Below are 24859 nucleotides of genomic sequence, written 5' to 3'. Positions count from 1 at the left end.
GCCAGTTTCCTAAGCAGGATCAGGGCAGGTCGGTGACCGCACCGGTGGACGCTGAACTGACTGTTCGGGCGTATTTCGCCAAGACCCCGCGAGTCACTCTGGGTTCTGGAGCTGTCCAGGCCTTGCGCCGTTTCTCCAGCTCCTCCTCAGAGATTTCCAGAACGATGGAGTTGTTCACGGCATCAATGGTAATGGTGTCGCCTTCCTCTACCAATGCAATCGGCCCGCCGACAGCCGCTTCCGGGGTAATATGACCGACTACGAAACCGTGACTGCCGCCAGAAAAACGACCATCGGTTATGAGTGCTACATCACTGCCCAAACCGCGGCCCATAATCGCCGAGGTGGGGCTCAGCATTTCACGCATACCCGGCCCGCCTTTGGGACCTTCGTAACGAATGACCAACACATCCCCGGCCACCACGCTGCCGTCCAGAATGCGTTCTTGTGCCTCTTCTTCGGAATGAAATACCCGCGCCCGGCCAGAGAAGTGCGTGCCTTCTTTGCCGGTGATCTTGGCCACCGAGCCTTCAGGCGCCAGATTGCCGTACAAAATGCGCAGATGACTGTCGGCTTTGACCGGATTCTCGAACGCGCGAATGATCTGCTGATCCTCCGGGTAGGGCGTTACGCCCGCCAGATTTTCGGCCAGTGTTTGTCCTGTCACCGTCATGCAATCGCCGTGCAACATGCCGCGATCCAGCAGCATCTTCATGAGCGGCTGAATACCGCCAATCGCCACCAGCTCAGACATCATGTAATGCCCCGACGGGCGCAGATCGGCAAGCACAGGAACGGTTTTACCAATCCGTACAAAGTCGTCTAAGGACAGCTCAACGCCCACGGTACTCGCCATGCCCAGCAGGTGCAGTACCGCATTGGTGGAACCGCCCAGCGTAATCACGACCGTGATGGCATTTTCAAAGGCTTCGCGGGTCATGATGTCGGACGGTTTTATGTCAGCGTCCAGCAGATTCAGTACCGCAGCACCCGCCGCTTCACAATCAGCCAGCTTGGTATTGGAGACCGCGTTCTGAGCCGAACTCCCCGGCAAACTCATCCCCATCGCCTCAATCGCCGACGCCATGGTATTCGCCGTATACATGCCACCGCAAGAACCGGCCCCTGGAATCGCCGTTTCCTCGATCTGCTTCACCTCGATCAAATCCATCTTGCCCTGAGCGTGTGCACCGACGGCTTCAAAAACAGAAATAATATCGGTGTGATTCTCACCCGGCTTAATCGTCCCGCCATAGACAAACACCGACGGCCGGTTCAACCGGGCTAAACCCATCAAACAGCCGGGCATGTTCTTATCGCAGCCGCCAATCGCCACCAGCCCGTCAAAGCCCTCACAGCCAGCCACCGTCTCAATGGAATCCGCAATCACCTCCCGGGAGACCAGAGAATACTTCATGCCCTCCGTCCCGTTGGCGATGCCATCGGAAACCGTGATGGTGTTAAAAATCAAACTCTTACCACCCGCCTGATCCGCGCCCTTGGCGGCCTCACGGGCCAACCCGTCAATGTGCATGTTACAAGGCGTCAGATTGCTCCAGGTGGAAGCAATACCAACCTGAGGCTTCCGGAAATCGGCATCCTCGAAACCCACGGCCCGCAACATAGCCCGGCTAGCAGACTTGTTAATGCCATCCACCACCGGCGCAGAATAGCGACGTCGTTTATCCGTAGCCATGAAACCCACCTTTATAAGTTGTTAATTAAAAACAGTAGCCCCCAGAGAACACCACAAAGCAACCAAGTGCAACCGCTCGAAATAGCCTCTGCCAAAAAAGTTCCCCGCACCCGACAAACCCGCGCCCCAACCAAAAGGCTAGGAGCGAGTAGCCAGATACCTTATGCCGAAGCTGAGCGAACCCCAACCTGTGCCTGAACCACAACCTCCGTCACTGTATGCAACTTCTCCAGTTGAGCCTTGAGCATCGTAATCGGCCGAGAACCCTCCAGCGTCAAAGCAATCTCCAAATGCTCATTCCCGGAGTTCATCGACATCTGCGAAATCCGAAACCCACGAACCCGAACCACCTGACACAACCGCTCAAGCGCCGCCGCCTCCGACTGCATACGGCAATTCAAGTTATAACTGGGTGTAGAACACTCTGCTTGCGGACTCATGCTACCTGCTCCTTAGTAGACGCGCTGGTACGCCGGGTTTCATCGATCATATCTTTGTTGCTGCCACCGGGTTTTACGATCGGCCAAACGTTCTCCTCACGGCTGATGGCAACGTGCAGCAACATCGGCCCGTCATAGGCCAGGATGGCCTGAATGCCGCGGCGAATCTGATCCGTGCGCTCAATGTGCAAGGCCGGAATGTCAAAGGCACGGGCCATGGCGACGAAATCCGGGTTGTCATCCAGATTGATGTGACTCTCCCGGTTTTTATAGAACAGCTCCTGCTGCTGGCGAACCATACCCAGACACTGGTTATCCATAATGATCAGTTTCAGCGGCAAGTTGTAACGGCGAATGGTGGCCAGTTCCTGCGCGTTCATCATGAACGAGCCATCGCCGGTGACATTAATCACCGTACTGTTGCGGTCGGCAAACTGCGCACCGATGGCGGCTGGCAATCCAAAGCCCATGGTGCCCAAACCGCCGCTGGTCAGATGGTGGCGAGGGTGGTCAAATTCGTAATGCTGCGCCACCCACATTTGGTGCTGGCCAACGTCGCAGGCGATAACAGCATTATCGGGCACAATTTTCGACAGTTGGCGGATAAACGCCGGGCCCGCGATAGGTGCCAATGACTCTTCGTTGTCTGCAGCCTGAAAACCGCCGGTGGTGTGCCAGGTTTTACACTGTTTCTGCCAGTCGCAGATCGACAAAGGTGCTTTGGCCAGAGCTGTCGTGAAGGCGTCGAGAATCTGATTAAGATCGCCTCGCAAGGCCAGATCCGCCAGCCGAAGTTTGTTGATTTCAGCGGCATCAGCATCGATGTGAATCATCCGGGCATTAGGTGCGAAGCCATCCAGTTTGCCGGTAGCCCGGTCATCCAAACGGGCACCGATCACGAACAATAGGTCGCATTCATCAACCGCTTTGTTTGCGGCACGGGAGCCGTGCATGCCCAGCATGCCCAAGTTGTGAGGGTGGCCTTTACCTGCATTACCGATCCCTTTCAGGGTAACAACCGAAGGCATGCCAGAGTCCTGAGCAAATTGACGGAAGTTATCTTCTGCCCGTGCCAGGGAAACCCCGCCGCCACTGTAAAGTAAAGGGCGTTTGGCGGATCGCAGCATGGCGAGTGCCTCGGCAATATCCGGGCATTGGCTTTCCGGCTCATCGGTCTTGGTGGCTACAGGCGCCGTAACGTCTGTGAGCAGAATGTTCTTCGGTACATCAATCCACACGGGCCCTGGCCGGCCGCTTTGAGCCAGAGTAATGGCCTCTTCCATAATGGTGGGCAAGGCTTGCGCGTCGTCGACCAGGTAGCTGTGCTTAACAATGCCCAAGGTCATGCCGAGAATGTCGGTTTCCTGAAAGGCATCGGTGCCGATCAAGGGGGAGGGGACCTGGCCACTGATGACCAGCATCGGGATGGAATCCATGTAGGCATTGGCTACACCGGTGATCAGGTTGGTCGCTCCGGGGCCGGAGGTGGCAATGCAAACGCCAATGTCACCGCTGGCGCGGGCGAATCCGTCCGCCGCCAAAGCGCAAGCCTGCTCATGGCGGCACAGCACGTGTTCCACGCCAATATCGTCTACCAGCGCATCATAGAGCGGCATAATGCAGCCACCCGGATAGCCGAAAACAGTATTGATGTTGTGGCGGTGAAACGCGTCAAGAATATGCTGTGCGCCGTTCATGGTCGTTTTTTCCTTTTTCTTTTGCCGCATAAAAAGAAACCCCCGGGACCTTTCGGTGCCGGGGGTTTCTGGTGTCTGTGTCAGGTTGTCGTTATTTCACCTGCTTGTCCACGCAAAAGCCCCCGGACGGTACCACGACCACCAGGACTAGCTTTGCTAGGACAATAACAGCAGTGAAGTTCATAAAATCGACAGTCTGCTCTCAATAGAGTTGAACAATATGTGTAGAATCTACCGCACGTTTAAAACCGGTTGCAACCATTTATTGTGAATCGTTGATACAGATCCAGCTTTTACGGCAACCAAGAACAATCAAAACGGCGAGCGGAATATGACGAAAGCAAAGTGGGGTTCTCTGGGCCTATCGGTTCTGGTGATTGTTGTATTGATCATCTGGATGGCCACCGGGGAGGTCAAGGTGGCCAGTAATGACGCGCCGCCAGAGCCTGAACAGCAGGAAACAGAGCTCACGCAGGTGGAAGTGGAAATGCTGAAGGCCGAGCTCTACCAGCCCTCGATAAAATTGCAGGGACAGATCGAGCCTTGGCAGATGGTGATGGTCAGTGCCCGAACCGAAGGAACCGTTGAAGACTTGCAGGTCTCTTTGGGGCAGCAGGTGAAAGCTGGCCAAACACTCTTGACGCTGTCCACCGATGGACGAGATTCGGTGGTTGCGAGTTGGCAAGCCCGAATTCGTAAGCTGGACGCCGATTTGTCAGCGGCCCGTAAGCTCAAAGCCAGAAATTTGGTGGCCGAAAAGGAAATTCTGAGTCTTGAAAGCGAGCTTGCAGCCGCTCGGGCGGACATGACCGCGGCTCAGCTCGCTCTGCAGCATCTGAAACCAGCAGCGCCTTTTGACGGCGTGGTGAATCGCCGCGAAGTGGACCCCGGAACCTTGGTGAAAGTTGGCACTCCGTTGATGGAACTGGTTCAGGTGGATCGCTTGAAAGCCACAGGCCGGGTGCCTCAGCAAACAGTAAAAGACGTGCAACCCGGGCAAACTGTTGAAGTCATTTTGCTGGATGACACCCGCCTGGCGGGAGTGGTCAGTTTTGTCGCGAGCGCCGCTGATAACGCTACGCGGAGCTTTGCGGTGGAAGTGGCGGTGGAGAACCCGGAGCTCAAACGCGCAGCAGGCGGCACTGCGAGCCTCAATGTTCGGTTGCCGGAGCAGAAAGCGATGTTTATTTCCCCCGCGTACTTGAGCCTCAATGATGACGGCCGTCCCGGAGTGAAGTACGTGGATGCCAGCGACAAGGTGGTGTTCGAAACCGTCAAACTGCTCAGTGTTTCAACGAATGGAGCCTGGGTGACAGGGCTGCCGGACGAAATTCTCCTGATTACTCGTGGTGCCGGATTTGTTGTGGCCGGAGAGACTGTGCACCCCATTGATCGTTCCGACAAGCGGGGCTGATGATTGTGAGAGCACTTATCTCAGCCGCGATGGACCGAAGCCGCACGACGCTGCTGGCTTTTTTGTTCCTGTTAATTGGCGGCATGCTCGCCTACCAGGTGATTCCGAAAGAGTCTAGCCCCGACATTGCCATTCCTGTCATCTACGTCGCCATGACACTGGACGGTATCAGTCCAGAAGATGCTGAACGTTTGCTGGTTCGCCCCATGGAACAGGAGTTGCGCGCTCTGGAAGGCATCAAGGAGATGCGGGGCAACGCCTCTGAAGGCCATGCTTCGGTGATGTTGGAATTTGACGCCGGGTTTGATGCCGATAAAGCGCTGCAAGACGTTCGGGAAAAAGTTGATACCGCCCGCAGCAAGTTACCTCAAGAGGCCGATGAACCGCGAGTTCACGAGATCAATGTTTCGCTGTTTCCCGTGCTTTCGATTGGTCTTTCTGGACCGCTCTCTGAGCGTGAGCTAATTACCGTAGCCCGGCGCTTTCAGGATGCCATTGAGGCGGTGCCCGAAGTACTGGAAGTGGACATCGGCGGTGACCGAGAGGACCTTCTGGAAATCGTCGTGGACCCTCAGGTACTGGAGAGTTACGGCATTGATTTTAATCAACTCGCCTCGATGGTGAGCCGCAATAACCGGCTGGTGGCAGCCGGTTCACTGGACACCGGCAGTGGCCGTATGTCGTTGAAAGTGCCCGGGGTAATTGAGTCGATCGAAGATGTTCTGTCGATGCCCATCAAAGTTGATGGCGACACGGTAGTAACCTTCGGCGATGTCGCCATGTTGCAACGGACGTTCAAAGATCCCACCGGGTTTGCCCGTATCAACAACGAGCCTGCTTTGGTGCTGGAAGTGTCAAAGCGCTCAGGCGCGAATATTATTGCGACCATCGACCAGATCCGCGCCTTGATCGAACAAGTGAAGCCTCAGTTGCCGGAAGCGCTCGAGATTCGTTACATCATGGATCAGTCCGAAGAAGTTCAAGACATGCTGTCTGACCTTCTCAACAACGTGCTGACGGCAATCGTGCTGGTGCTCATTGTGGTTATTGCTGCCATGGGCGCGCGCTCAGCCCTGTTGGTCGGGCTAACCATTCCCGGTGCTTTCCTGACCGGCATTCTGGTGATCTGGGGCTTGGGATTAACACTCAATATTGTGGTGTTGTTCAGCTTGATTTTAGTGGCGGGGATGCTGGTTGATGGTGCCATTGTGGTGTCTGAACTGGCGGACCGTAATTTGACGGACGGTCAGCCAGTAAAGACCGCCTGGGTAGAGGCCGCCTCTCGCATGGCCTGGCCCGTGATTGCCTCAACCGCAACCACTCTGGCGGTGTTTGTACCTCTGCTGTTTTGGCCGGGCGTAGTGGGCGAGTTCATGAAATTCCTGCCGATGACCGTTTTGATCTGCTTACTTGCCTCGCTGGCGATGGCACTGGTGTTTTTGCCGGTTATGGGCGGCGTTAGTGGTGGCCGGCGCACTCATAAAGATGCGGAAGAAGGCCGGATTATGCAGGTCTATCGACGCACCTTGGATAACATTCTGCGGCGGCCCGGACTGACTCTGGTCGGGGCTTTGGTGCTCATCGTCATGATCTATGCGGCTTATGGGCGTTTCAACTACGGCGTAGAGTTCTTTCCGAGTGTTGAGCCAGACTCGGCACAGGTGCAGGTGCGTGCTCGTGGTGACCTGTCGGTCTGGGAGCGGGATGCTATTGTTCGTGACGTGGAGCGTCGCTTGCAGAACATGCCGGAAGTAAAAGCGCTGTACGCCCGCTCTATGCTGGCCACAGGTAACAAAATGGCGCCAGATGTCATTGGTGTGTTGCAGTTTCAGTTCACCGACTGGTACACACGCCGCCCCGCGACAGACATTTTGGAAGATTTCCGCGAACGCACCGCAGGTATTCCCGGTATTGAGCTGGATTTTCGAAAACAGGAAGGTGGCCCGGCAGAAGGTAAACCCGTTGAATTATTGGTGAGTAGCCTGGACAGCGGCCAGCTAGATGGCTATGTCGATGAGCTTGAAAGCGCAATGCAGCGCATCGGCGGGTTTATCGATATCGAAGATGACCGTAGCTTGCCGGGGATTGAATGGCGGCTGCAGGTGGATCGCGAGGCCGCCGCTCGTTTCGGTACAGATGTACTGAGTATTGGTAGTGCCGTGCGTCTGGTGACGAACGGCATGGTTTTGGCCACTTATCGGCCCGAGGACGTGCGGGATGAGGTGGATATCGCGGTGCGGGTACCGAACAACTGGCGTGAGCTGGAGCACCTGCAGCGGCAAACGATCAACACGCCTCGGGGACAAGTGCCTTTGTCCGAATTCGTGACTCTTGAGCCGGGTGATAAGACCGGCAGCATTGTGCGGGTGGATGGCCAGAGAACCATCACGATCAAATCCGACGTGGCGTCAGGTCGACGCATGGATGAGTTGCTGAAGACATTACAAGCTGAAATGCCGGAACCGCCCGAAGGCGTTACGCTGCGCTTTGGTGGCGAAAATGAGGATCAACAGCAGGCCTCCACCTTCCTGATGAGCGCATTTCTGGTGGCGATTGGCATGATGGTGCTGATCCTGCTGACCCAGTTCAATTCCCTGTACCAGACGCTGCTGATCCTCTCTGCCATCGTACTGTCGACTGCGGGTGTCTTGCTTGGTTTGCTGCTGAATGGCCAATCCTTCGGCATCGTCATGGTGGGTATGGGCATCATTGCGTTGGCTGGCATTGTGGTGAACAACAACATCATCCTGATTGATACCTATAACCAGATGAAGCAAGAAGGGAAAGACGCTTTTGAAGCGGCGCTCGAAACCGGTTGCTTGCGTTTTCGCCCGGTGTTGTTGACGGCCACCACGACGATTCTCGGGTTGATGCCAATGGTGTTGGGCGTCAATGTGAACTTGCTGGAGCCATCGTTAGGCTTGGGGGCACCGTCCACTCAATGGTGGACACAGTTGTCTAGTGCCATCGCCGGCGGCCTAGCCTTTGCCACCTTGCTTACCTTGCTGCTGACACCTGCGTTGCTGGTTCTGGGGGAGAAGGCGGGGCAGCGCTTCCGTGCGCTTAGGCAACGCTCCGGCTAAAGCCGGTGTTAGTGTTGCAGGCGTTGAGCAATGACCTGGGCTTTACCGGCCATGGCTTCCAGTTCCGGCACGGCTCTCAGGTTGGCATCTGCTGCTTCCGACATGGCTTCGGAGATTTCAGCCACTTCCGTTATGTTTCGGTTGATGTCTTCACTGACGCTGGTTTGCTCTTCGGCGGCGGTTGCCACCTGAGTGGTGGCGTCATTCACGCTGAGCATGCGCTGATTGATGACCGCCAGTGTTTGTCTGACGGCATCGACAGAGTCGCTACTTTCGTTGGCAACGATGCCGGAGGCCTGCATATACTCGGTGGCATCTTTGGAACCAGACTGAATGTTGGCGATGATGCCGTCGATTTCGACGGTTGAAGCTTGAGTTTTTGCTGCCAGATTGCGGACTTCATCGGCAACAACCGCAAAGCCCCGGCCCGCTTCGCCCGCTCGAGCAGCCTCAATGGCCGCGTTCAGTGCCAGTAAATTGGTTTGATCGGCGATTTCGCGGATTACCTTCATGACATCACCGACCCGCTGACCGCTTTTGGCCAATTCCGCGACGGTTTCGGTAGAGCTTTGGATCTGGTCTGTCAGGCGGTCCATGCTGCTGACTGCAAGATTGATTTGATCGTCAGCGTGGCGGGTTTGACTGGTGGCTTCATCAACCTGATTGGCCACAGACGCTGCGTGATGAGCAACATCCTGAGCCGTTGCAGACATTTCGTTCATTGCGGTGGCAATCTGGTCGATCCGCTGGTGTGCTTGTTCAGACTGACTGGAAACAGCATCCGCGCTGGTGCGGATCATGGCGCCTGTATCGGCAAGTTGGGCGGCATTTTGCTTCATCAGTTCGCCGGTATCGGTAAGGAATCGGTGCAGAGTCCGGGCAGTGTCAGCCAGCCGGCCAAGTTCGTCGCGGCGAGCCAAGGTAACCGGATCGGAGAGATCGCCGGCGCCGATTTTACTTAATTTCCCAATAAGTTCCTGAGTCGGTCGCACGACAGAGTGAACCAGTGTGATCAGGCAGGCGAGAGTGCCAAGAAGGATGGCACCGAGCAACAGGCTACCTATGAGCCAGGTGTCTGCAGTGGCTTTTTTCTGCAATTCCGTTGAGTGCGCAACGGCATAATCTCGTATGTGAGTTGAGGCATCTTCGATTAGCTTGCTGGGCTGCCGGTCAATGCCGGCCACGGCCTTGTCGCCTGCGGTGTGATCGAAGCTGCTGGCAACGAATTGAGAGAAGCCTTTTCGATAGGCCTGCCCCATGATGTTGTGCGCGTTTTGGAAGCGTTGCATGAGATCTTTCGTTTCGTCATCCGCTAACTCAGGAATCAGCAGCTCAAGCTGTTGCTGTATGTGTGCTTCCATGGTCTGGAATCTACTCCAGTATTTTTCACGCTGGTCGTCATCCGCCCCGCGCAGCAGCACGTTTTTCCATTCCTGAACCTGAGTCTTGAAGTCGCTCAGAATATCTTGGGCATGTATGGCTTGTACCATTTCCACGCTCACCAAGTGATCGTACCGGTCTTGTGCCTTGAGCGAACTGTTGAAATAAATGCCAGCCATAACTGCGACCAAGATATTGGCAAGCGCAACAACGGTTAGAATTCGGTTCAGGATACTTTTGGTGTACCACTGCATCGGAGGGAATCCTGTTTCGTATAGGGTTTGAACGGTATGATTCGATAGTACGGGACGGTCAGGAGAATCCTGCCGTAGTGAGCTCATTATTATCGGCCATCCATGGAAATGCTGAACCCTCTTTTTGAAATTTATTGTGACCAGTGGCTGTTGGCCGTGCATAAGCCATCCGGGCTGTTGGTACACCGCAGCCCCATCGACAAGCACGAAACCGAGTTCGCGCTGCAATACGCCCGGGAACTGAATGGTGGGCAGCATGTGTTTCCGATTCACCGGCTGGACCGGCCAACGTCCGGTTTATTGCTGTTCGCCCGAGACCCAGACACGGCCAGAGTGATGGGGCAGGCGATGATGGCGGGGGAAGTGACCAAAACTTATCTGGCGATAGTGCGTGGTTGGACGCCGGAGACAGGGGTGATTGACCACCCGCTGAAAGACGAGCCGGAAGATCGCCGACAGAAAGGGCAAGAGCAACCGATACGGGAAGCGTTGACCCATTATCGAAGGCTGGCAACAGCCGAGTTGCCCGTTGAAATCGAACGTTATCCTACCAGCCGCTATAGCCTGGTTGAGCTTTACCCCAAAACAGGCAGAAAGCATCAGTTACGCAGGCACATGAAACATATCAATCACCCGATCATCGGTGATGCCAACCATGGTAGGGGGCGGCATAACCGCTACTTTGCCGAACGGTTCGGGCAAGGGCGGTTGCTGTTGGCGGCAACAGAACTTCGCTTTCGGCATCCGGTGACCGGCGATGAGGTTGTCTTGAAAGCGCTGCCAGAACAGAGCTTTCAAGACGTACTGAGCATTTTCCCTACGGTTTAGCCGAGGCTCGGGAAGCCGTGCTCCGCTTCCAGTGTATAGGCAAGTTCAAGCAGCGTGTGCTCGTCTCCGTGTTTCGCCATGAACTGTACCGATATGGGTAAGTTGTTGTCAGTCATGCCCATAGGCACAGAAATAGCCGGGGCGCCGGTGGCATTGGCCAACGGCGTAAAGTTTGAATACTGCGCCAACCGTTCGAATAGGGTATCGAAAGGCACGGCTGGGCTCAGGTGTCCGAGCAGCGGGGTTGTGTGGGCCAGTACCGGCGTTAACACTGCATCGTAATCGGCCATCGCGCGCGCGTAATCGTGCCAGGAGCGCTTCAGGCGCCAGATAGCACCGGGCAGCTTCCAGATTTGTTTTCGTGTTCTGCTATTCAGACCGTTGGTTAAACCGTTTACCTTTCGTTTGTCAAAATCCGGGTCCAGGATTTTGTGTCCTTTAAGTTTCATGCCAAGGGCCAACATACCCCAATACAAGGCGAAGTCATCGGGAAAGGAGTCTGCTACCGGCACCGCCATTAACTCAACGGTGTGCCCCGCCTTTTCCAGTAATCTGGCGGTTTCCTCAACGGTTTTCCGGGTGTCTTCGTCCGTCGGGTGGCCGTTGATGGAGTCCAGTGCCAACCCTATTCGCAGACGCTTTTCGCCGGGGCCCTGAACGTGACCGACTTTGGGCAGTCTCTGATTGTAGAAATACTGCTCCGCATGTGCCAAAAAACCCGCGCTATCCCGCACCGAACGGGTAACCACGCCATCACTGACGATATCGACAGGCAGACTCTTCGCGGCTTCGTTGAGTACCACCCGGCCACGGGTCGGTTTCAGGCCGACCAGGCCGCAGCATGCAGCGGGTATGCGAATGGATCCTCCGCCATCGTTCGCGTGGGCAATTGGTACCGCGCCGGCTGCGACCATAGCCGCTGAACCGCCGGAGGATGCGCCACAAGAGTAGTCCAGGTTCCATGGATTTCGTGTGGGCTCGGCATTGGCGAACTCGGTGGAGGCGTTAAACCCGAATTCCGGCAAGGTGCTCTTGCCCAGACAGATGTATCCCTGGGCCAGCATTTGTTCGACAAATGGGCTGGTGGCCTTGGCCGGATTGAGCGGCACCGCCTCGGAACCATGACCGCTCGGCAAGCCTTTAACATCCACATTATCTTTGATGAAGGTGGGTACGCCTGCGAACGGAGTTTTTGAGGCATCCACAGTTGCTGCGTGTTTAAGTGCCTGCTCGTAGTTGTCGGTGGCTACACCGTTGAGTGCTGCCTGTGCCTGCCTGGACCTTGCGATCGCGGCTTCAGCCACCTCGACTGCAGATACGTCGCCCCGGCGAATCCTTTCGGCGAGTTCTGTCGCATCTGACGAGCCGAGCGCGTCATCCTGAAAACAGTGAAAGGGGGCAGGCTGCTTGTAGTCCATTGAGTACTCTCGACATTTTTACGGGAGCTAAACGATACCCCAGTTAGAAACGTGACGACATGTCATTTCAGGTATGTCGTCACGGTGAATGGCGCAACCATGGATATTTGCGGAGCGTGGCGCTTTTGGGCGGCTTAAGACGCCTTTTTGCGGGCTTCCTTGATCACGTCGTAGGCATGGCTGATTTCTCGTGTTCGCTCCTCCGCCATTTCTCGCATGCTTTCGGGCAGGCCTTTGCCCGCCAGTTTGTCCGGGTGGTTCTCGCTCATCAGTTTGCGATATGCCCGTTTGATTTCGGCATCCGAAGCGGTTGGCGAAACCCCCAGAACCTTATATGCATCGTCCAGTTGCTGGTCCGTCGAATAGTTAGAGCTGCTGCCGGTCTGGCCTGCGTGGGCCCCGCGCAACATGGCTTCAAGTTGGTCGACCTGATTTTCTGGCAGGCCCAGCCCGCGGGCAATGCGCAATAGCATTTCATGCTCGGCCGGGTGTACCTGACCGTCAGCCGCGACGGCCGATACTTGAATTTGAAGAAACATCTGGAGTAGGGCTGGCTGCCGACCCGAGGCCGCAAGAAACTGCTGTAGCGTCGCATCTAAATCGAAATCCGGCTGTTTGCCGCGATTAAAGGCCGCTCTGGCGATGGCCTTTTGCTCTTCATTAAGCCGAAAGCGAACGAACATGGTTTCAGCCATTTGAATTTCATCGCGGCTGACAACCCCATCGGCCTTGCACAAGGCGCCCATGACAGAGAAGGCCGATTCTATGAAGTTCTGCTGAATGTTTTGCAGGCGGCCGACCAGCTTGCTTTTCAAACGCTGAAACAGGAACGCGCCTATAGCAGCGCCAATCAAAAATCCGGGGAAGCGGCCAAAGGCGTAACCAATCAGGCCACCAAAGATTATTGCGAACAGCATTCAGAGTTCCTTAGAGTCATCATCGATAATCGAAATATACGGGTTTTTTGTCACGGCTTCATGAACAGGCTTTCATCGTCGCTTTGTTCTTTTGTCCATCCGGGTGCCCAAACGCTACTGCAGGCTGGCTGATAGTAAGCCAGCCGCTAGCGAAAGTATCATAGGCCCGGCGACCAGGGCACCTACGTGTCGGTTGCCGATGGCCCAGGCAATGCCAGACTTCACCAGATTGTTGACGGAAGCGGCAACGATAATGCCTAGAACTGCGGCTTCCATGCCGAGACCGTTATTGGACATGCGGGTCAGCGAGAGGGTGATGGCATCGACGTCGGCAATGCCCGAGGTAGCTGCCAGGGCATAGACACCGGCATCGCCGAAAGCTCCCTTCAAGAACTCGCCAAGCAATAATATGGCGGTCAGCAAAAGGCCAAATGTTAATGCTGACGCCACGTTCAGCGGGTTTTGTGAAAGCGTGGGTTGGCTGACCTGTTTTTGTTTGGAGCTTGTTCTCCAGATAAACAGCGCAGGAACGTACAGAAAAACGGTCATCACGAGGACCGGCATGACCAATGTCGGCAAAAGCTCGGGGTTGATGATTGCACAGTAAACCAAAATGCGGGGGAACATTGTGCCACACGCGATCAGGATACCCGCGGCAAATTGAGGGTTTAGCTCCGGGGCGTGCTTGGATTGGCGGGCAAAGTGCAAAGTCAGTGCGGTGGAGGAGCTCAGGCCTGCGAAAAGGCTGGTGAATAAGATGCCTTTCTTGGTGCCTGCGACTCGAATCGCGAAATAGCCGACAAAGGAGATGGAGGCAATCATCACGACCATCCACCAAATTTCCCGAGGATTTAGTACCCCGCCAGGCCCCATCCGCTCATTGGGCAGCAGCGGCAGCATCACCACGGAAATCAGCAACAACTTCAGGGCAGCATCCAGTTCATGGGCTTGCAGCTTTTTAACCCAATTATGAATTTCTTGCTTGTTATCCAGGATGAGCGCGGTGACGACAGCAGCGGCTGTCGCGATCACTGGGTCGATGGCAACGGCGACAGCGCCAAAGCAAAAGGTCAGTAGCATGCCGATCAGGCCGGTAATGCTGAAATTGCGAACGTGTACCAGCCTTTCCCGGTAGGCGACTAACCCAATGGCCGTGACACTCAAAAGAAGAGCCGGGAACGCCCAAACGGTAATTTCGGTGGCCAGTACCGCGGACAGACCGCCAAGAAAGCCCACCAATGAAAACGTTCGAATTCCGGCAATGCGCTCCCCGGCTTTTTGTTCTCTGGCATCCCAGCCTCGTTCCAGGCCGATGATTGCTCCAAGCAGCAGTGCTAACGCAAGGTGGATGGCCGTTTGGTTTGAGGTAATAAACTGGTTTGCAACATCGTCCATGCACGTTTTCCGTTAAATATAAGTCGTTGTATTCCATTTTAGGCAATTACCGCGGCTGGGGTCACCTTTGGCCTGCATGGTTGTGGGGTTTGTTACTTTTTTGAGCGGTTTCTGATAAGCTTCGCGCCCCGAAATCTGTAGTAATCCGGCTTGAATTGAAGCGAAGTTCGTCGGAAGTGGCGTGACTTCCACCATAGTGCTTCAAGTGTTTTTCACAGGCCCCGGCCAGGATTACCAAAAAGCTTCCCGAGGTTTTCTATGCGCTGTTATCGCTGCGCAAAGTAACTGTTTCTTTTTTCTCTGTGTAACTGGATACCCCCAACCATGGTGAACTCACTCAAACAAGATTGGCTTTCGAATATTCGAGGCGATTTGCTGTCAGGCATTGTTGTGGCTTTGGCTTTGATTCCCGAAGCGATCGCCTTCTCGATCATTGCCGGTGTGGACCCGAAAATCGGGCTTTACGCGTCGTTCTGTATCGCGGTCATTATCGCTTTCGTCGGTGGTCGCCCCGGTATGATTTCGGCCGCGACCGGCGCAATGGCCTTGTTAATGGTGACGTTGGTAAAAGATCACGGTCTGCAGTATTTGCTGGCAGCAACGCTGCTGACGGGCGTGTTTCAGATAGCGGCCGGTTACCTGAAACTGGGCAGCTTGATGCGCTTTGTGTCGCGCTCGGTGGTGACGGGGTTTGTGAACGCGCTGGCGATTCTGATCTTCATGGCTCAGTTGCCGGAACTGACCAACGTGACATGGCACGTATATGCTATGACAGCGACTGGGTTGGGTATTATTTATCTGTTCCCGTACGTGCCTAAAGTGGGCAAGCTGATCCCGTCGCCTCTAGTTTGCATCATCTCCATGACCGGTGTGGCGATGTTGCTGAATCTGGATATCCGCACGGTTGGAGACATGGGTGAACTGCCGGATACCCTGCCGATTTTCCTGTGGCCAGACGTGCCACTTAACCTCGAAACACTGATGATCATTCTGCCGTATTCCGCCGGTCTGGCTGTCGTGGGTCTGCTGGAATCCATGATGACCGCGACCATCGTAGATGATCTGACCGACACCACCAGTGATCGCAATCGCGAATGTAAGGGCCAGGGTATTGCCAATATTGGCTCTGGCTTGCTTGGCGGCATGGCGGGCTGTGCGATGATTGGTCAGTCGGTTATCAACATCAAATCGGGCGGCCGTGGCCGGCTGTCGACACTGACAGCGGGTGTGTTTTTGCTGGTCATGGTGTTGGTGCTTGATGAATGGCTGGTACAGATTCCGATGGCAGCGCTGGTGGCCGTTATGATCATGGTATCTATCGGTACCTTCAGCTGGACCTCCATCAAGGATCTGCGGGACCATCCGCTTTCGACTAACATCGTGATGGTGGTGACGGTCGTGGTCGTTGTGGCGACCCACAACCTGGCCTTCGGTGTATTGGCGGGCGTGTTGTTGGCCTCGCTGTTCTTTGCCAACAAGGTGGGCCATTACATGGCCGTCGCCTCGGAATTGGATGAGGCAACCAATACTCGTCGTTACACCGTCACGGGGCAGGTGTTCTTTAGTTCGTCCGAAAAATTCACGGCTTCCTTTGATTTCAAAGAAGCGGTCGATAATGTAGTGATTGATCTAAGCCGTGCCCATTTCTGGGATATCACAGCGGTGGGGGCTCTGGATAAGGCGGTTATCAAGTTCCGCCGGGAAGGTGCCGACGTTGAAGTGATTGGTTTGAACGAAGCCAGCGCCACTATTGTCGACCGGTTCGGCGTGCACGATAAGCCGGACGCCGTCGATCAGTTGATGGGACACTGAGCATGGCTAATGTCAACGCAAATGCGGATGGGCAATGCCATAATGACAAACAGAATTCTGACCAAGGCGAGGCCGACATGTTGAGAGTAGTAGCCTGTATCGACGGTTCCCGGGCCGTGCACGCCGTGTGCGATTACTCAGCCTGGGCCAGCCGGCACATGGAAGCACCCCTGATGCTGTTGCACGTTCTGGATGATGAGCGGTATCCGGCTGAACCGGATCTGGCGGGCAATATTGGCTTGGGTAGCCGTGAGCAACTTTTGACTGAGTTGGCGGAGCTGGATCGCAAGCGTTCTAAGTTGGCGCTTGAGCATGGACACCAAATGCTGGACCAGGCGGAAAGCCGAATTAAAGCCTCGGGCACGGGCGAAGTCGTCAAGCGTCAGCGTCATGGCAACCTGGCGGAATCCCTGGTAGCACTGGAAAAAGACACCCGGTTGTTTGTCATGGGATTGCACGGTGAAGGTAGCTCGGACAGCAACCTGAACATCGGCAGCCAGCTGGAAACCGTTATCCGCAGCGTTGAACGCCCGATACTGCTGGTGCCGGATGAATTCTCCGAGCCGAAAACCGCCATGTTGGCGTTTGACGGCAGTGCAACCGCGTTCAAAGGTGTGGAGATGCTGGCGGCAAGCCCGGTCTTGCGCGGCATACCGCTGCACTTGGTGATGGTGGGGGCTGATACCGCTGAAAACTGGCAGCAGCTGAAAAAGGCTGAGGCCTTGCTGTCCGGTCCGGATGTGGATATTACGCTAGCCATTAGGCAGGGCGATGTAGAACCGACATTGCATGCTTATCAGGAAGAGCAGGGTATCGATATGCTGGTGATGGGCGCTTACGGTCATTCTCGTATTCGCCAGTTCCTGGTGGGCAGCACCACAACCACCATGCTGGAATCCGCAACCAAACCAATGGTTATTCTTCGCTAGTCAGGGAACCTCGCCATGCCCAGCATACTGCAGACTTCATTCATTAAGTCACTGGGTCTGTGGCTGCTGTTCGGGTTGCTGGCGGGGTGCGCTTCTGCGTTAAAACCGGTTGAGCATGGGCCTGCTCGGGTGAAAGGGCCGGTCCCCGACTCTTTCTTCACTGAACAAGCAAAGAAGCATCTAAACGCTGATTTGCCGGATACCGGCTTTCTGTTGCTCGATACCGGCCGGGATGCGTTCGCCGTCCGTGCGGCACTGATCGAGTCGGCCAGCCAGTCTATCGACGCCCAATATTACATCTGGAATGACGATGCTACCGGCCGGTATCTGGCAGGCCGACTGATGGCTGCGGCCGAGCGCGGCGTTAGCGTTCGGCTACTTCTGGATGACATTAATGTGGCGGGCAAGGAATCCTTGTTCGCTGTGCTGAATGGTCATCCCAACATCCGCGTGCGTATCTTTAACCCGGCTCGTTCGCGCAGCGGTGTTGGGCGTTTTTTGTCCCTGATTCTGGACTTTGACCGCATCAACCGGCGCATGCACAACAAAACCTTTGTGGCGGATGCATACGCCGGTATTGCCGGAGGCCGAAATATCGGTGACGAGTATTTCGATGAGCACCACGCGCTGAACTTCCGGGACCGGGACGTGATGGCGCTGGGGCCTTTAGTTGGCAGTATGACGGACAACTTTGAGGCCTACTGGAACAGTCAGTGGTCGTATTCGCTAGAGGAGATTTATCAGTCCCAAGCTCCTGAGTTGGCAGCCAGTGCGCGCTCTCGCCTGATGAGCGAGACCGTGCAGATTCAGACGTTCAAAGCCGCTCCCCCGCAAGAGCTAGGGGCCGCGAAAGCGCTTCTGACAACCCGCTTCGCCGAGCTGATTCAAGCGCCGGCTGAATTGGTGTACGACATGCCACCGGAAGATCCATCCGCCCCGGCAGATTCGCCCAAACAGACGGCACAAGCCCTGTACCGCCTGGTTGCAGAGGCCGAGTCGGAAATTCTGGTGGAGTCGGCTTATCTGGTGTTGGCCGATGAGCAGCTTGAGGACTTACACGAGGTGGTCAAACCGGGACTTTCAGTCTTGGCTATCACCAACTCTTTGGCATCCAACGATCTGGTGACCAACCATTCAGCGTATGCCCGGTGGCGGGAAGCAATGCTTGAATATGGCATTGAACTCTATGAGCTGCGCCCTGATGCTCAGTCTTGTAAAGCGTGGGTGCTTAATGAAGCCGCCTGTGACAACGGAGTGGTTAGCCTGCATTCGAAAGCCGTTGTGTTTGACCGCAACACCGTGTTTATCGGTTCGCTCAACGTGAACCTTCGCTCGATCTACCTGAACGGCGAGACCGCGCTCATTATTCGCAGTCCGGAACTGGCTGACGTTGTTGTCAGTGACATTCGTCATTCCATGACCCCGGAAAACAGTTGGCGGGTGACGTTGGATGAGGGAGGGGATTTGAAGTGGCAATCATCAGATCAGCAAGTTGATCACGAACCCGATGTCGGTTTCTGGCGCAGAGCCAAATCTCGATTCCTGTCTTGGCTGCCGCTGGAGAAGTACCTTTAAGCGGTTTAGGCCGCGTTACCGGCGGCCACGCCTGACGCCCAGGCCCATTGGAAGTTGTGCCCGCCTAAGTGGCCAGTTACGTCCACTACCTCTCCAATAAAGTACAGATTAGGTTGTTCCAATACGGCCATGGTCTTTGAGGATAATTGGCGCGTGTCCACGCCGCCTAACGTGACCTCGGCGGTGCGGTATCCTTCTGTTCCGGCGGGTTTCACCGTCCAGTTTCTGAGTGTTTCTGCCACCTGTTCGAGCTCTATATTCCGGTATTCCTGCAGTGGTCGGCTCCATCCCTGAAGTTCGTTGAATGCTTGGGCAAAGCGCTTGGGCAAATGTTGGTTCAGGTACTGGGCTAACGTTGATTGAGGTTTGGCCTTCCTTAGTGCAAACAAGTCTTCCTGAATCCTCTGCGCCGGCAGCAGATTGATGTGAATGTCATCGCCGGGTTGCCAGTAGCTGGATATCTGCAACATCGACGGCCCGCTGAGGCCGCGATGGGTTACCAGTATGGGCTCACGGAAATGCTGGTTTTGACAATGGGCGTCAACGGGGCAACTAACCCCGGATAAGGGGGCCAGCTGTTGCTTCAGCTCCGGATGCAAGGTGAACGGGACCAGACCGGCACGAGTGGGAAGAACGCTTAAGCCAAGCTGTTTGGCCAGCTCATAACCGAATCCGGTCGCGCCCATGGTGGGAATGGAGAGCCCGCCGCAGGCGACCACCAGTGATTCGCAACTCAGCGAACCCGAGCTGGTTTTTAGTTTGTAGCCGGTCCCGGAGAGCTGAACCTGCGTGACCGACGTGGCCATGCGGATTTCCGCCCCCGCCCATTCGCATTCGGTCAGCAGCACGTTAAGGATGTCTTTTGCGCTGGTTTTGCAGAACAGTTGTCCCGGCGCTTTTTCTTCATGCTCCACGCCATGGCGATCCACTAGCTCGAGAAAATCCTGCGGGGTGTAACGCTTCAGCGCAGAAATACAGTAATGCGGGTTGTCGGAAAGAAAATTCGCCGGTGTGCTGTTCAGATTTGTGAAGTTACAGCGGCCGCCGCCCGACATCAGAATCTTCTTGCCGGGCTTATTGGCATGGTCCACCACCAGCACCTTGCGGCCGCGATAGCCGGCAGTGGCCGCACACATCAACCCGGCTGCGCCCGCGCCGATGATGATGACGTCGTAGTGAGATGAAGATGCTGCCATTGCCTGCCCGCCACTGATATAAAAACCGGCGGGCAGTATATCAGTCTCAGGGCAACTGTATGGAACCTTCCATGAAGAAGACGGCGTGGCCGGAGATGGCCACACGGTCGCCGCGAAGCTCGCAGTGCAGATCGCCGCCACGTTTAGAGAGTTGCCGGGCGGTTAAGGATCTTTTGCTCGTTTGTTGGGCCCAGTAAGGGGTTAGCACGCTGTGAATGGAGCCGGTAACGGGGTCTTCGTCGATGCCGACACCGGGAGCAAAATATCGGCTGACAAAATCACACTGGTCACCCGCAGCTGTCACGATCAGCCCTTGGTTGCCTAGCCGTGAGAGTGCCTGAAGATCCGGGGCTGCTGCCCGGACCTCCGCCTCTGATGCCATCACGACCATGTAATTCGTGTCGTTAGGAACAAAGAACGCTGCATTGGGTACTTCTGGCATTGCGGCTTTAATTAATTCCGGGGTTGGGCAGGGCTCGTATTCCAGGTTTGGAAAGTCTAACTCCAGAGAGTCGTCCGGCCTCCGAGAAACAGACAATAGCCCTGACTTTGACTGAAAACGCACTTTGTCGTGGGGCCATTCCTGTTTATTAAATGCAACCCAAGCCGCTGCCTGGGTTGCATGGCCACACAAAGGTACTTCCGCTGTTGGCGTGAACCACCGAATGTGAAAGTCAGAATCTTCCTGTTCGGGGGTTGGTACCAAAAAAGCCGTTTCCGAAAGGTTGTTTTCCCCCGCAATCGCTTGCAAAACCGAATCTGGCAACCAGTACGCCAGTGGCATGACCGCGGCCGGGTTGCCGCCAAACAGTGTGTTGGTGAAGGCGTCAATTTGGTAGATCGGGGTTTGCATAGTTTGTCCTGGTCTATTGGAATTCGATTCTCTTACACGAACACGCTAGCTAGCCCGTAAATCCTCCGGGTTTAACAAGCCAGCCGCAATTGCGATGCCGGTGACGTCGGGCAGTCGTTCTGCACTGAGGCGTTTCATCACTCTTGCACGATACAGGTCGATGGTTTTCACGCTGACGTCAAGCTGTTCGGCTATTTCCCGGCTGGTATAGCCCTGTGCCAGCGGGAGGAAGACGTCTCGCTCGCGGCGGGTGAGGGTGCTGATGAGCGATTCTGCGTCGCTGCTGACGGCCATTGGGCTTTCGGAGGTGTTGGAGCCCTGCATCGCTTGTTGGATGCTGTCGAGCAGCAACTGTTCGTTGAACGGTTTTTCGATAAAGTCGAACGCACCGGATTTGAAGGCTCTGACGACAATCGGCACGTCAGCGTGACCGGAAACAAAGATGATCGGTATATCAATGTCCCGTTTTTGCAGTTCTTCCTGTACGTTCAAACCGCCGAGCCCGGGCATTCGGATGTCCAGCACAACGCAGTCAGGGCGGCTGTCATTCACGTCGTTCAGAAACTGACGACCATCACTGTATGCCTTAACCTGAAGCCCTACCGATTCGAGCAGCCACTGAGTCGATTCCAGCATGCCTGCATCATCGTCTACGACGAACACGGTGTTGGTTGCAGAAGAGGTGAGATCAGGCATCTAAAGGCTCCGGGTTGTTTGTTATGTTTATGCTGTGAGTGTTCGGAAAGCGGCAGATCAGCGACAGGCCTCCAGTCTCAGCGGGCACCGCATCCAGAAATCCGCCAAAGCCTTCAATAATAGAACGGCTCATAGAAAGACCCAAGCCAAGCCCGGTGGGTTTGCTGGTGTAAAACGGCTGGAACATCTGCCGTATCCCTTTTTCATCGAGGCCGGGACCTTCGTCAGTCACCACGATCAGGGTTTCATTTTGATCGTTGATGAGAGTGCTGACCAGGATTTGTAAAGGTTTGGCGTCTTGCTGGCTGCGACAAGCGTCAACGTTCGCTTCAATGCCATTTCGAATCAGGTTGATCAGTACCTGCTCCAGCAGTATGGGGTCGGCGGTGATTACCGGGCCTTCTTGGGCCAGCTGTTTACGTACTTTTACGCCGTGTTTGTCGGCCTCCCATTGGCATAGTCGGGTGACCTCGGTAATAACGGTGTTGAGAGCCACCGGGCCCATGCTTTTTTTGCCTTTTCGCAAGAAGGCGCGCAACCGTTTGATGACCTCTGAGGCGCGATTGGCGTGGTGAATGATTTTTTGCAGGCCATCATCAACTTTCGACAGCTGCTCCGGTTGTTGGTCACGGTTCTTGAGAAAACGTTGGCTCGCGCTAGCGAAATTGACGATCGATGCCAAGGGTTGGTTCATCTCATGGGCAATGCTCGAGGCCAGTTCACCCATAGTCGCAAGCCTCGCGGTGTGAGCCAGTTCATCGGCTAACAAACGGTTCTGTTCTTCTGATTCGATACGGCTGGTGATGTCCCTCGACACGCTGATAACTTCTACTACGGCCCCTGTGTAGGTTTCGCGAATGGCGCGGCTGGCGATCTCCAGCCATCGGCGAGCGCCATTCTTGTGCGTGACCTCGAGCGTCAGGGTCGAGTAACCGTCATCGCGAAGCTTTTGCCGCGTTTCTGTATACAAGTTGACGGTTTGGTGGCCTGTAAAAATTTCGTCCAGGCGCTTCCCGCGCAGTTCTTCAGGCCAATAGCCTAATAGTCGCCATGATGCAGGCGTCGCGTCGATAAAGCGGCCGTCCGGGGCATGTCGTGAAATCAGGTCGGTGGTGTTCTCGGTGATTAGCCGGTAAAGGCGGCTGGAACGGATGGCTTCTTCGTGGGTGTGAATATCTGCGGTGGCATCTCGACCGCGGATCAGCACCTGTTGAGTATCGGCGTCCGGAATGAAGCACCACAGCAAAATGATGCTTCCGACTCTGGATTCGACCTGATCTATTACCCGGTTCTGGCCCAGAGCCGATTTAATGAGTGCGACAGCGTTGACGGGCAGCACCTCTATATAGTCGGCCGTCTGCGTGGCTAAGAGGGTACTGGCTGCGGGGTTGGCGGCTAGCAAGCCAGCCTGAGCGTCTACAATCAAGGACGGGCTAGGATCTTGAGGAAGTAAATGGGTAAAGCCCTTGGGCTTGGTTGAATTGCTCATGATATATAGAATATATCCTATAATACGATGGTATAATTACTAGCAACAATTCTGTCGTCTACCATCTGGCGCATCGAAATTATCACTAGTCTAACCTTTCCGCCGTAGACGACATAAAAATAACACCAGATTATGAGGACCACACACATGACTTCGATCTTTGACGAAGGCCTGACACCTCGGGATGCAAACTACGCAGTTCAATCCCCCATTGATTTCATCGAGCGTACCGCCAGCGTTTACCCCGATTATCCTGCGATCATTCACGGTGCTATTCGCCGGAACTGGGCAGAAACCTATGACCGGTGTCGCCGTTTGGCCTCTGCCTTGAAAGGGCGTGGCATTCATCGGGGCGATACGGTCGCGGTCATGCTGCCGAACATTCCGGCGATGGTGGAGTGTCACTTTGCTGTGCCGATGATCGGTGCTGTTTTGAACACGCTTAACGTTCGCCTGGATGCTGAAGCTATTGGCTTCATGCTGGAGCACGGTGAAGCGAAAGTGGTGATTGCGGACCGAGAGTTCGGCGAAGTGATCAAAGATGCAGTGAGTGGTCTAGAGAACAAGCCGCTGGTGATTGATGTTGATGATCCGGAATACGGCGAAGGTGTTCAGGTTAGCGACCTGGATTACGAAGCCTTCTTGCAGGAAGGGGACCCCGAGTTCCGGTGGAGTTTCCCGGCGGATGAATGGGAAGCCATTTCTCTGAATTACACCTCTGGTACCACCGGTAATCCGAAGGGCGTTGTGTATCACCATCGTGGTGCATACGTTAATGCTTTGGGCAACCAGGCGGTCTGGTCCATGGGTATGCACCCGGTATATCTTTGGACGCTGCCGATGTTCCACTGCAATGGCTGGTGCTTCCCGTGGACGATCACTGCGATGGCCGGTACGCATGTTTGCTTGCGTCGTGTTGACCCGGAAAAGATTCTGCAGTTGATTCGTGATCATCAGGTCACACATATGTGTGGCGCTCCGATTGTATTGAACGCATTGCTGAATGCTTCTCCGGAAGCCAAGGCCGGTATCGATCATGAAGTGAAATCCATGACCGCTGGTGCGGCTCCCCCCGCTCAGGTTATCGGTGCCATTGAAGAACTCGGGATTCAGGTCACTCATGTGTACGGGCTGACCGAAGTGTACGGTCCGGTTACTGTGTGTGCCTGGAAATCCGAGTGGGATGAGCTGCCGCTGGATGAGCGTGCCAAGCTGAAAGCTCGTCAAGGTGTGCGTTACCACACCATGGGCGGAACTATGGTGGGGGATCCCAATACCATGGAGCCAGTGCCCAAAGACGGTAAAACTATCGGTGAAATTTTCTTGCGCGGAAACACCGTGATGAAAGGTTACCTGAAGAACCCGGCGGCAACGGAAGAGGCGTTCCGGGGCGGATGGTTCCACACCGGCGACTTAGCGGTGTGGCATGAAGACGGCTATCTGGAAATTAAAGATCGCCTGAAAGACATCATCATTTCCGGTGGCGAGAACATTTCGACCATTGAGGTGGAAGACACCTTGTACCGTCATCCTGCCGTCATGGAAGCTGCCGTCGTAGCGCGGCCAGACGAAAAGTGGGGCGAAACGCCGTGTGCTTTTGTGACCCTGAAGCCGGAAGCGAGTGATGTTTCATCAGAAGACATCATCAGCTTCTGCCGTGAACATCTGGCTCGCTTCAAAGTACCTAAGACGGTGGTTTTCACCGAGCTTCCTAAAACGTCGACCGGCAAAATCCAGAAGTTTGTGCTTCGGGATCAGGCCAAAGATTTGAACTGACTGGGCTGAAG

18 protein-coding genes are annotated in these 24859 nt (G+C 55.2%); 7 read left to right on the top strand and 11 right to left on the bottom strand.

What is annotated here, in order from left to right:
* Window positions 1-19 precede the first annotated feature (19 nt).
* From ilvD to ilvG, 3 genes are all read right to left on the bottom strand, one after another.
* Window positions 20-1696, bottom strand: coding sequence for a dihydroxy-acid dehydratase (gene ilvD, locus VOI14_RS06070; RefSeq protein ID WP_323751140.1), 1677 nt, complete (start codon window positions 1694-1696; stop codon window positions 20-22).
* 161 nt (window positions 1697-1857) lie between these two features.
* On the bottom strand, window positions 1858-2136 hold the full coding sequence (locus tag VOI14_RS06065; protein WP_323751139.1) for an ACT domain-containing protein: 279 nt from the start codon (window positions 2134-2136) through the stop codon (window positions 1858-1860).
* Window positions 2133-3833, bottom strand: a complete 1701-nt coding sequence (ilvG, locus tag VOI14_RS06060; protein ID WP_323751138.1) for an acetolactate synthase 2 catalytic subunit — start codon at window positions 3831-3833, stop codon at window positions 2133-2135. Before ilvG ends, VOI14_RS06065 begins: the two co-directional genes overlap by 4 nt.
* Window positions 3834-4164: 331 nt before the next feature.
* Here ilvG and VOI14_RS06055 point away from each other — a divergent pair, with 331 nt between their 5' ends.
* Entirely contained in the window at window positions 4165-5247 is a 1083-nt protein-coding gene (locus tag VOI14_RS06055) for an efflux RND transporter periplasmic adaptor subunit (protein WP_323751137.1), read from the top strand.
* A gap of 5 nt (window positions 5248-5252) precedes the next feature.
* Complete coding sequence (locus VOI14_RS06050; RefSeq protein WP_323751136.1) at window positions 5253-8330, top strand: efflux RND transporter permease subunit; 3078 nt, start codon at window positions 5253-5255, stop codon at window positions 8328-8330.
* Between the two features lie 8 nt (window positions 8331-8338).
* Here VOI14_RS06050 and VOI14_RS06045 read toward each other — a convergent pair whose 3' ends face one another.
* On the bottom strand, window positions 8339-9964 hold the full coding sequence (locus VOI14_RS06045) for a methyl-accepting chemotaxis protein (protein WP_323751135.1): 1626 nt from the start codon (window positions 9962-9964) through the stop codon (window positions 8339-8341).
* Window positions 9965-10072: 108 nt separating this feature from the next.
* On the opposite strand from VOI14_RS06045, the gene VOI14_RS06040 reads away from it, so the two are divergent.
* Window positions 10073-10792, top strand: a complete 720-nt coding sequence (locus tag VOI14_RS06040) for a pseudouridine synthase (RefSeq protein ID WP_323751134.1) — start codon at window positions 10073-10075, stop codon at window positions 10790-10792.
* Here the strand turns inward: VOI14_RS06040 and VOI14_RS06035 are convergent.
* From VOI14_RS06035 to VOI14_RS06025, 3 genes are all read right to left on the bottom strand, one after another.
* Entirely contained in the window at window positions 10789-12210 is a 1422-nt protein-coding gene (locus VOI14_RS06035) for an amidase (protein WP_323751133.1), read from the bottom strand. The genes VOI14_RS06040 and VOI14_RS06035 overlap by 4 nt on opposite strands.
* A 134-nt stretch (window positions 12211-12344) precedes the next feature.
* On the bottom strand, window positions 12345-13127 hold the full coding sequence (gene djlA / locus VOI14_RS06030) for a co-chaperone DjlA (protein ID WP_323751132.1): 783 nt from the start codon (window positions 13125-13127) through the stop codon (window positions 12345-12347).
* A 114-nt stretch (window positions 13128-13241) separates the two neighbouring features.
* Window positions 13242-14522 carry an MgtC/SapB family protein gene (locus tag VOI14_RS06025; protein ID WP_323751131.1) on the bottom strand — a complete coding sequence of 427 codons (1281 nt, stop codon included), beginning with the start codon at window positions 14520-14522 and terminating at the stop codon, window positions 13242-13244.
* Between the two features lie 324 nt (window positions 14523-14846).
* On the opposite strand from VOI14_RS06025, the gene VOI14_RS06020 reads away from it, so the two are divergent.
* The 3 genes from VOI14_RS06020 to VOI14_RS06010 all read left to right on the top strand — a co-directional run bounded on the left by VOI14_RS06020 (window position 14847) and on the right by VOI14_RS06010 (window position 18838).
* Window positions 14847-16334 carry a SulP family inorganic anion transporter gene (locus VOI14_RS06020; RefSeq protein WP_323751130.1) on the top strand — a complete coding sequence of 496 codons (1488 nt, stop codon included), beginning with the start codon at window positions 14847-14849 and terminating at the stop codon, window positions 16332-16334.
* Window positions 16335-16411: 77 nt separating this feature from the next.
* Window positions 16412-17263 carry a universal stress protein gene (locus VOI14_RS06015; RefSeq protein ID WP_323751285.1) on the top strand — a complete coding sequence of 284 codons (852 nt, stop codon included), beginning with the start codon at window positions 16412-16414 and terminating at the stop codon, window positions 17261-17263.
* A gap of 15 nt (window positions 17264-17278) precedes the next feature.
* Window positions 17279-18838 carry a phospholipase D family protein gene (locus VOI14_RS06010; protein ID WP_323751129.1) on the top strand — a complete coding sequence of 520 codons (1560 nt, stop codon included), beginning with the start codon at window positions 17279-17281 and terminating at the stop codon, window positions 18836-18838.
* Window positions 18839-18843: 5 nt separating this feature from the next.
* Here VOI14_RS06010 and VOI14_RS06005 read toward each other — a convergent pair whose 3' ends face one another.
* Genes VOI14_RS06005 through VOI14_RS05990 form a run of 4 tightly spaced genes read right to left on the bottom strand, consistent with a single transcriptional unit; the run spans window position 18844 to window position 23072 of the window.
* Window positions 18844-20034 carry an NAD(P)/FAD-dependent oxidoreductase gene (locus VOI14_RS06005; protein WP_323751128.1) on the bottom strand — a complete coding sequence of 397 codons (1191 nt, stop codon included), beginning with the start codon at window positions 20032-20034 and terminating at the stop codon, window positions 18844-18846.
* A 46-nt stretch (window positions 20035-20080) separates the two neighbouring features.
* A complete protein-coding gene (locus tag VOI14_RS06000; protein WP_323751127.1) occupies window positions 20081-20887 on the bottom strand; it encodes a PhzF family phenazine biosynthesis protein in 807 nt (268 codons plus the stop codon).
* Window positions 20888-20932: 45 nt separating this feature from the next.
* Window positions 20933-21583: a response regulator transcription factor gene (locus VOI14_RS05995; RefSeq protein WP_323751126.1), complete on the bottom strand. Its 651-nt coding sequence runs from the start codon at window positions 21581-21583 to the stop codon at window positions 20933-20935.
* The gene (locus VOI14_RS05990) at window positions 21576-23072 is read right to left on the bottom strand and encodes a PAS domain S-box protein (protein ID WP_323751125.1); all 1497 of its coding nucleotides are present in this window, start codon (window positions 23070-23072) and stop codon (window positions 21576-21578) included. The genes VOI14_RS05995 and VOI14_RS05990 overlap by 8 nt, the downstream gene beginning before the upstream one ends.
* 147 nt (window positions 23073-23219) lie before the next feature.
* On the opposite strand from VOI14_RS05990, the gene VOI14_RS05985 reads away from it, so the two are divergent.
* The gene (locus tag VOI14_RS05985; protein WP_323751124.1) at window positions 23220-24848 is read left to right on the top strand and encodes an acyl-CoA synthetase; all 1629 of its coding nucleotides are present in this window, start codon (window positions 23220-23222) and stop codon (window positions 24846-24848) included.
* Window positions 24849-24859: the final 11 nt, after the last annotated feature.

This window comes from Marinobacter sp. (assembly GCF_034669625.1).
GTDB lineage: Bacteria > Pseudomonadota > Gammaproteobacteria > Pseudomonadales > Oleiphilaceae > Marinobacter.
Note: the sequence above shows the minus strand (reverse complement) of the source record. Positions and strands in the feature narration are given on the sequence as shown.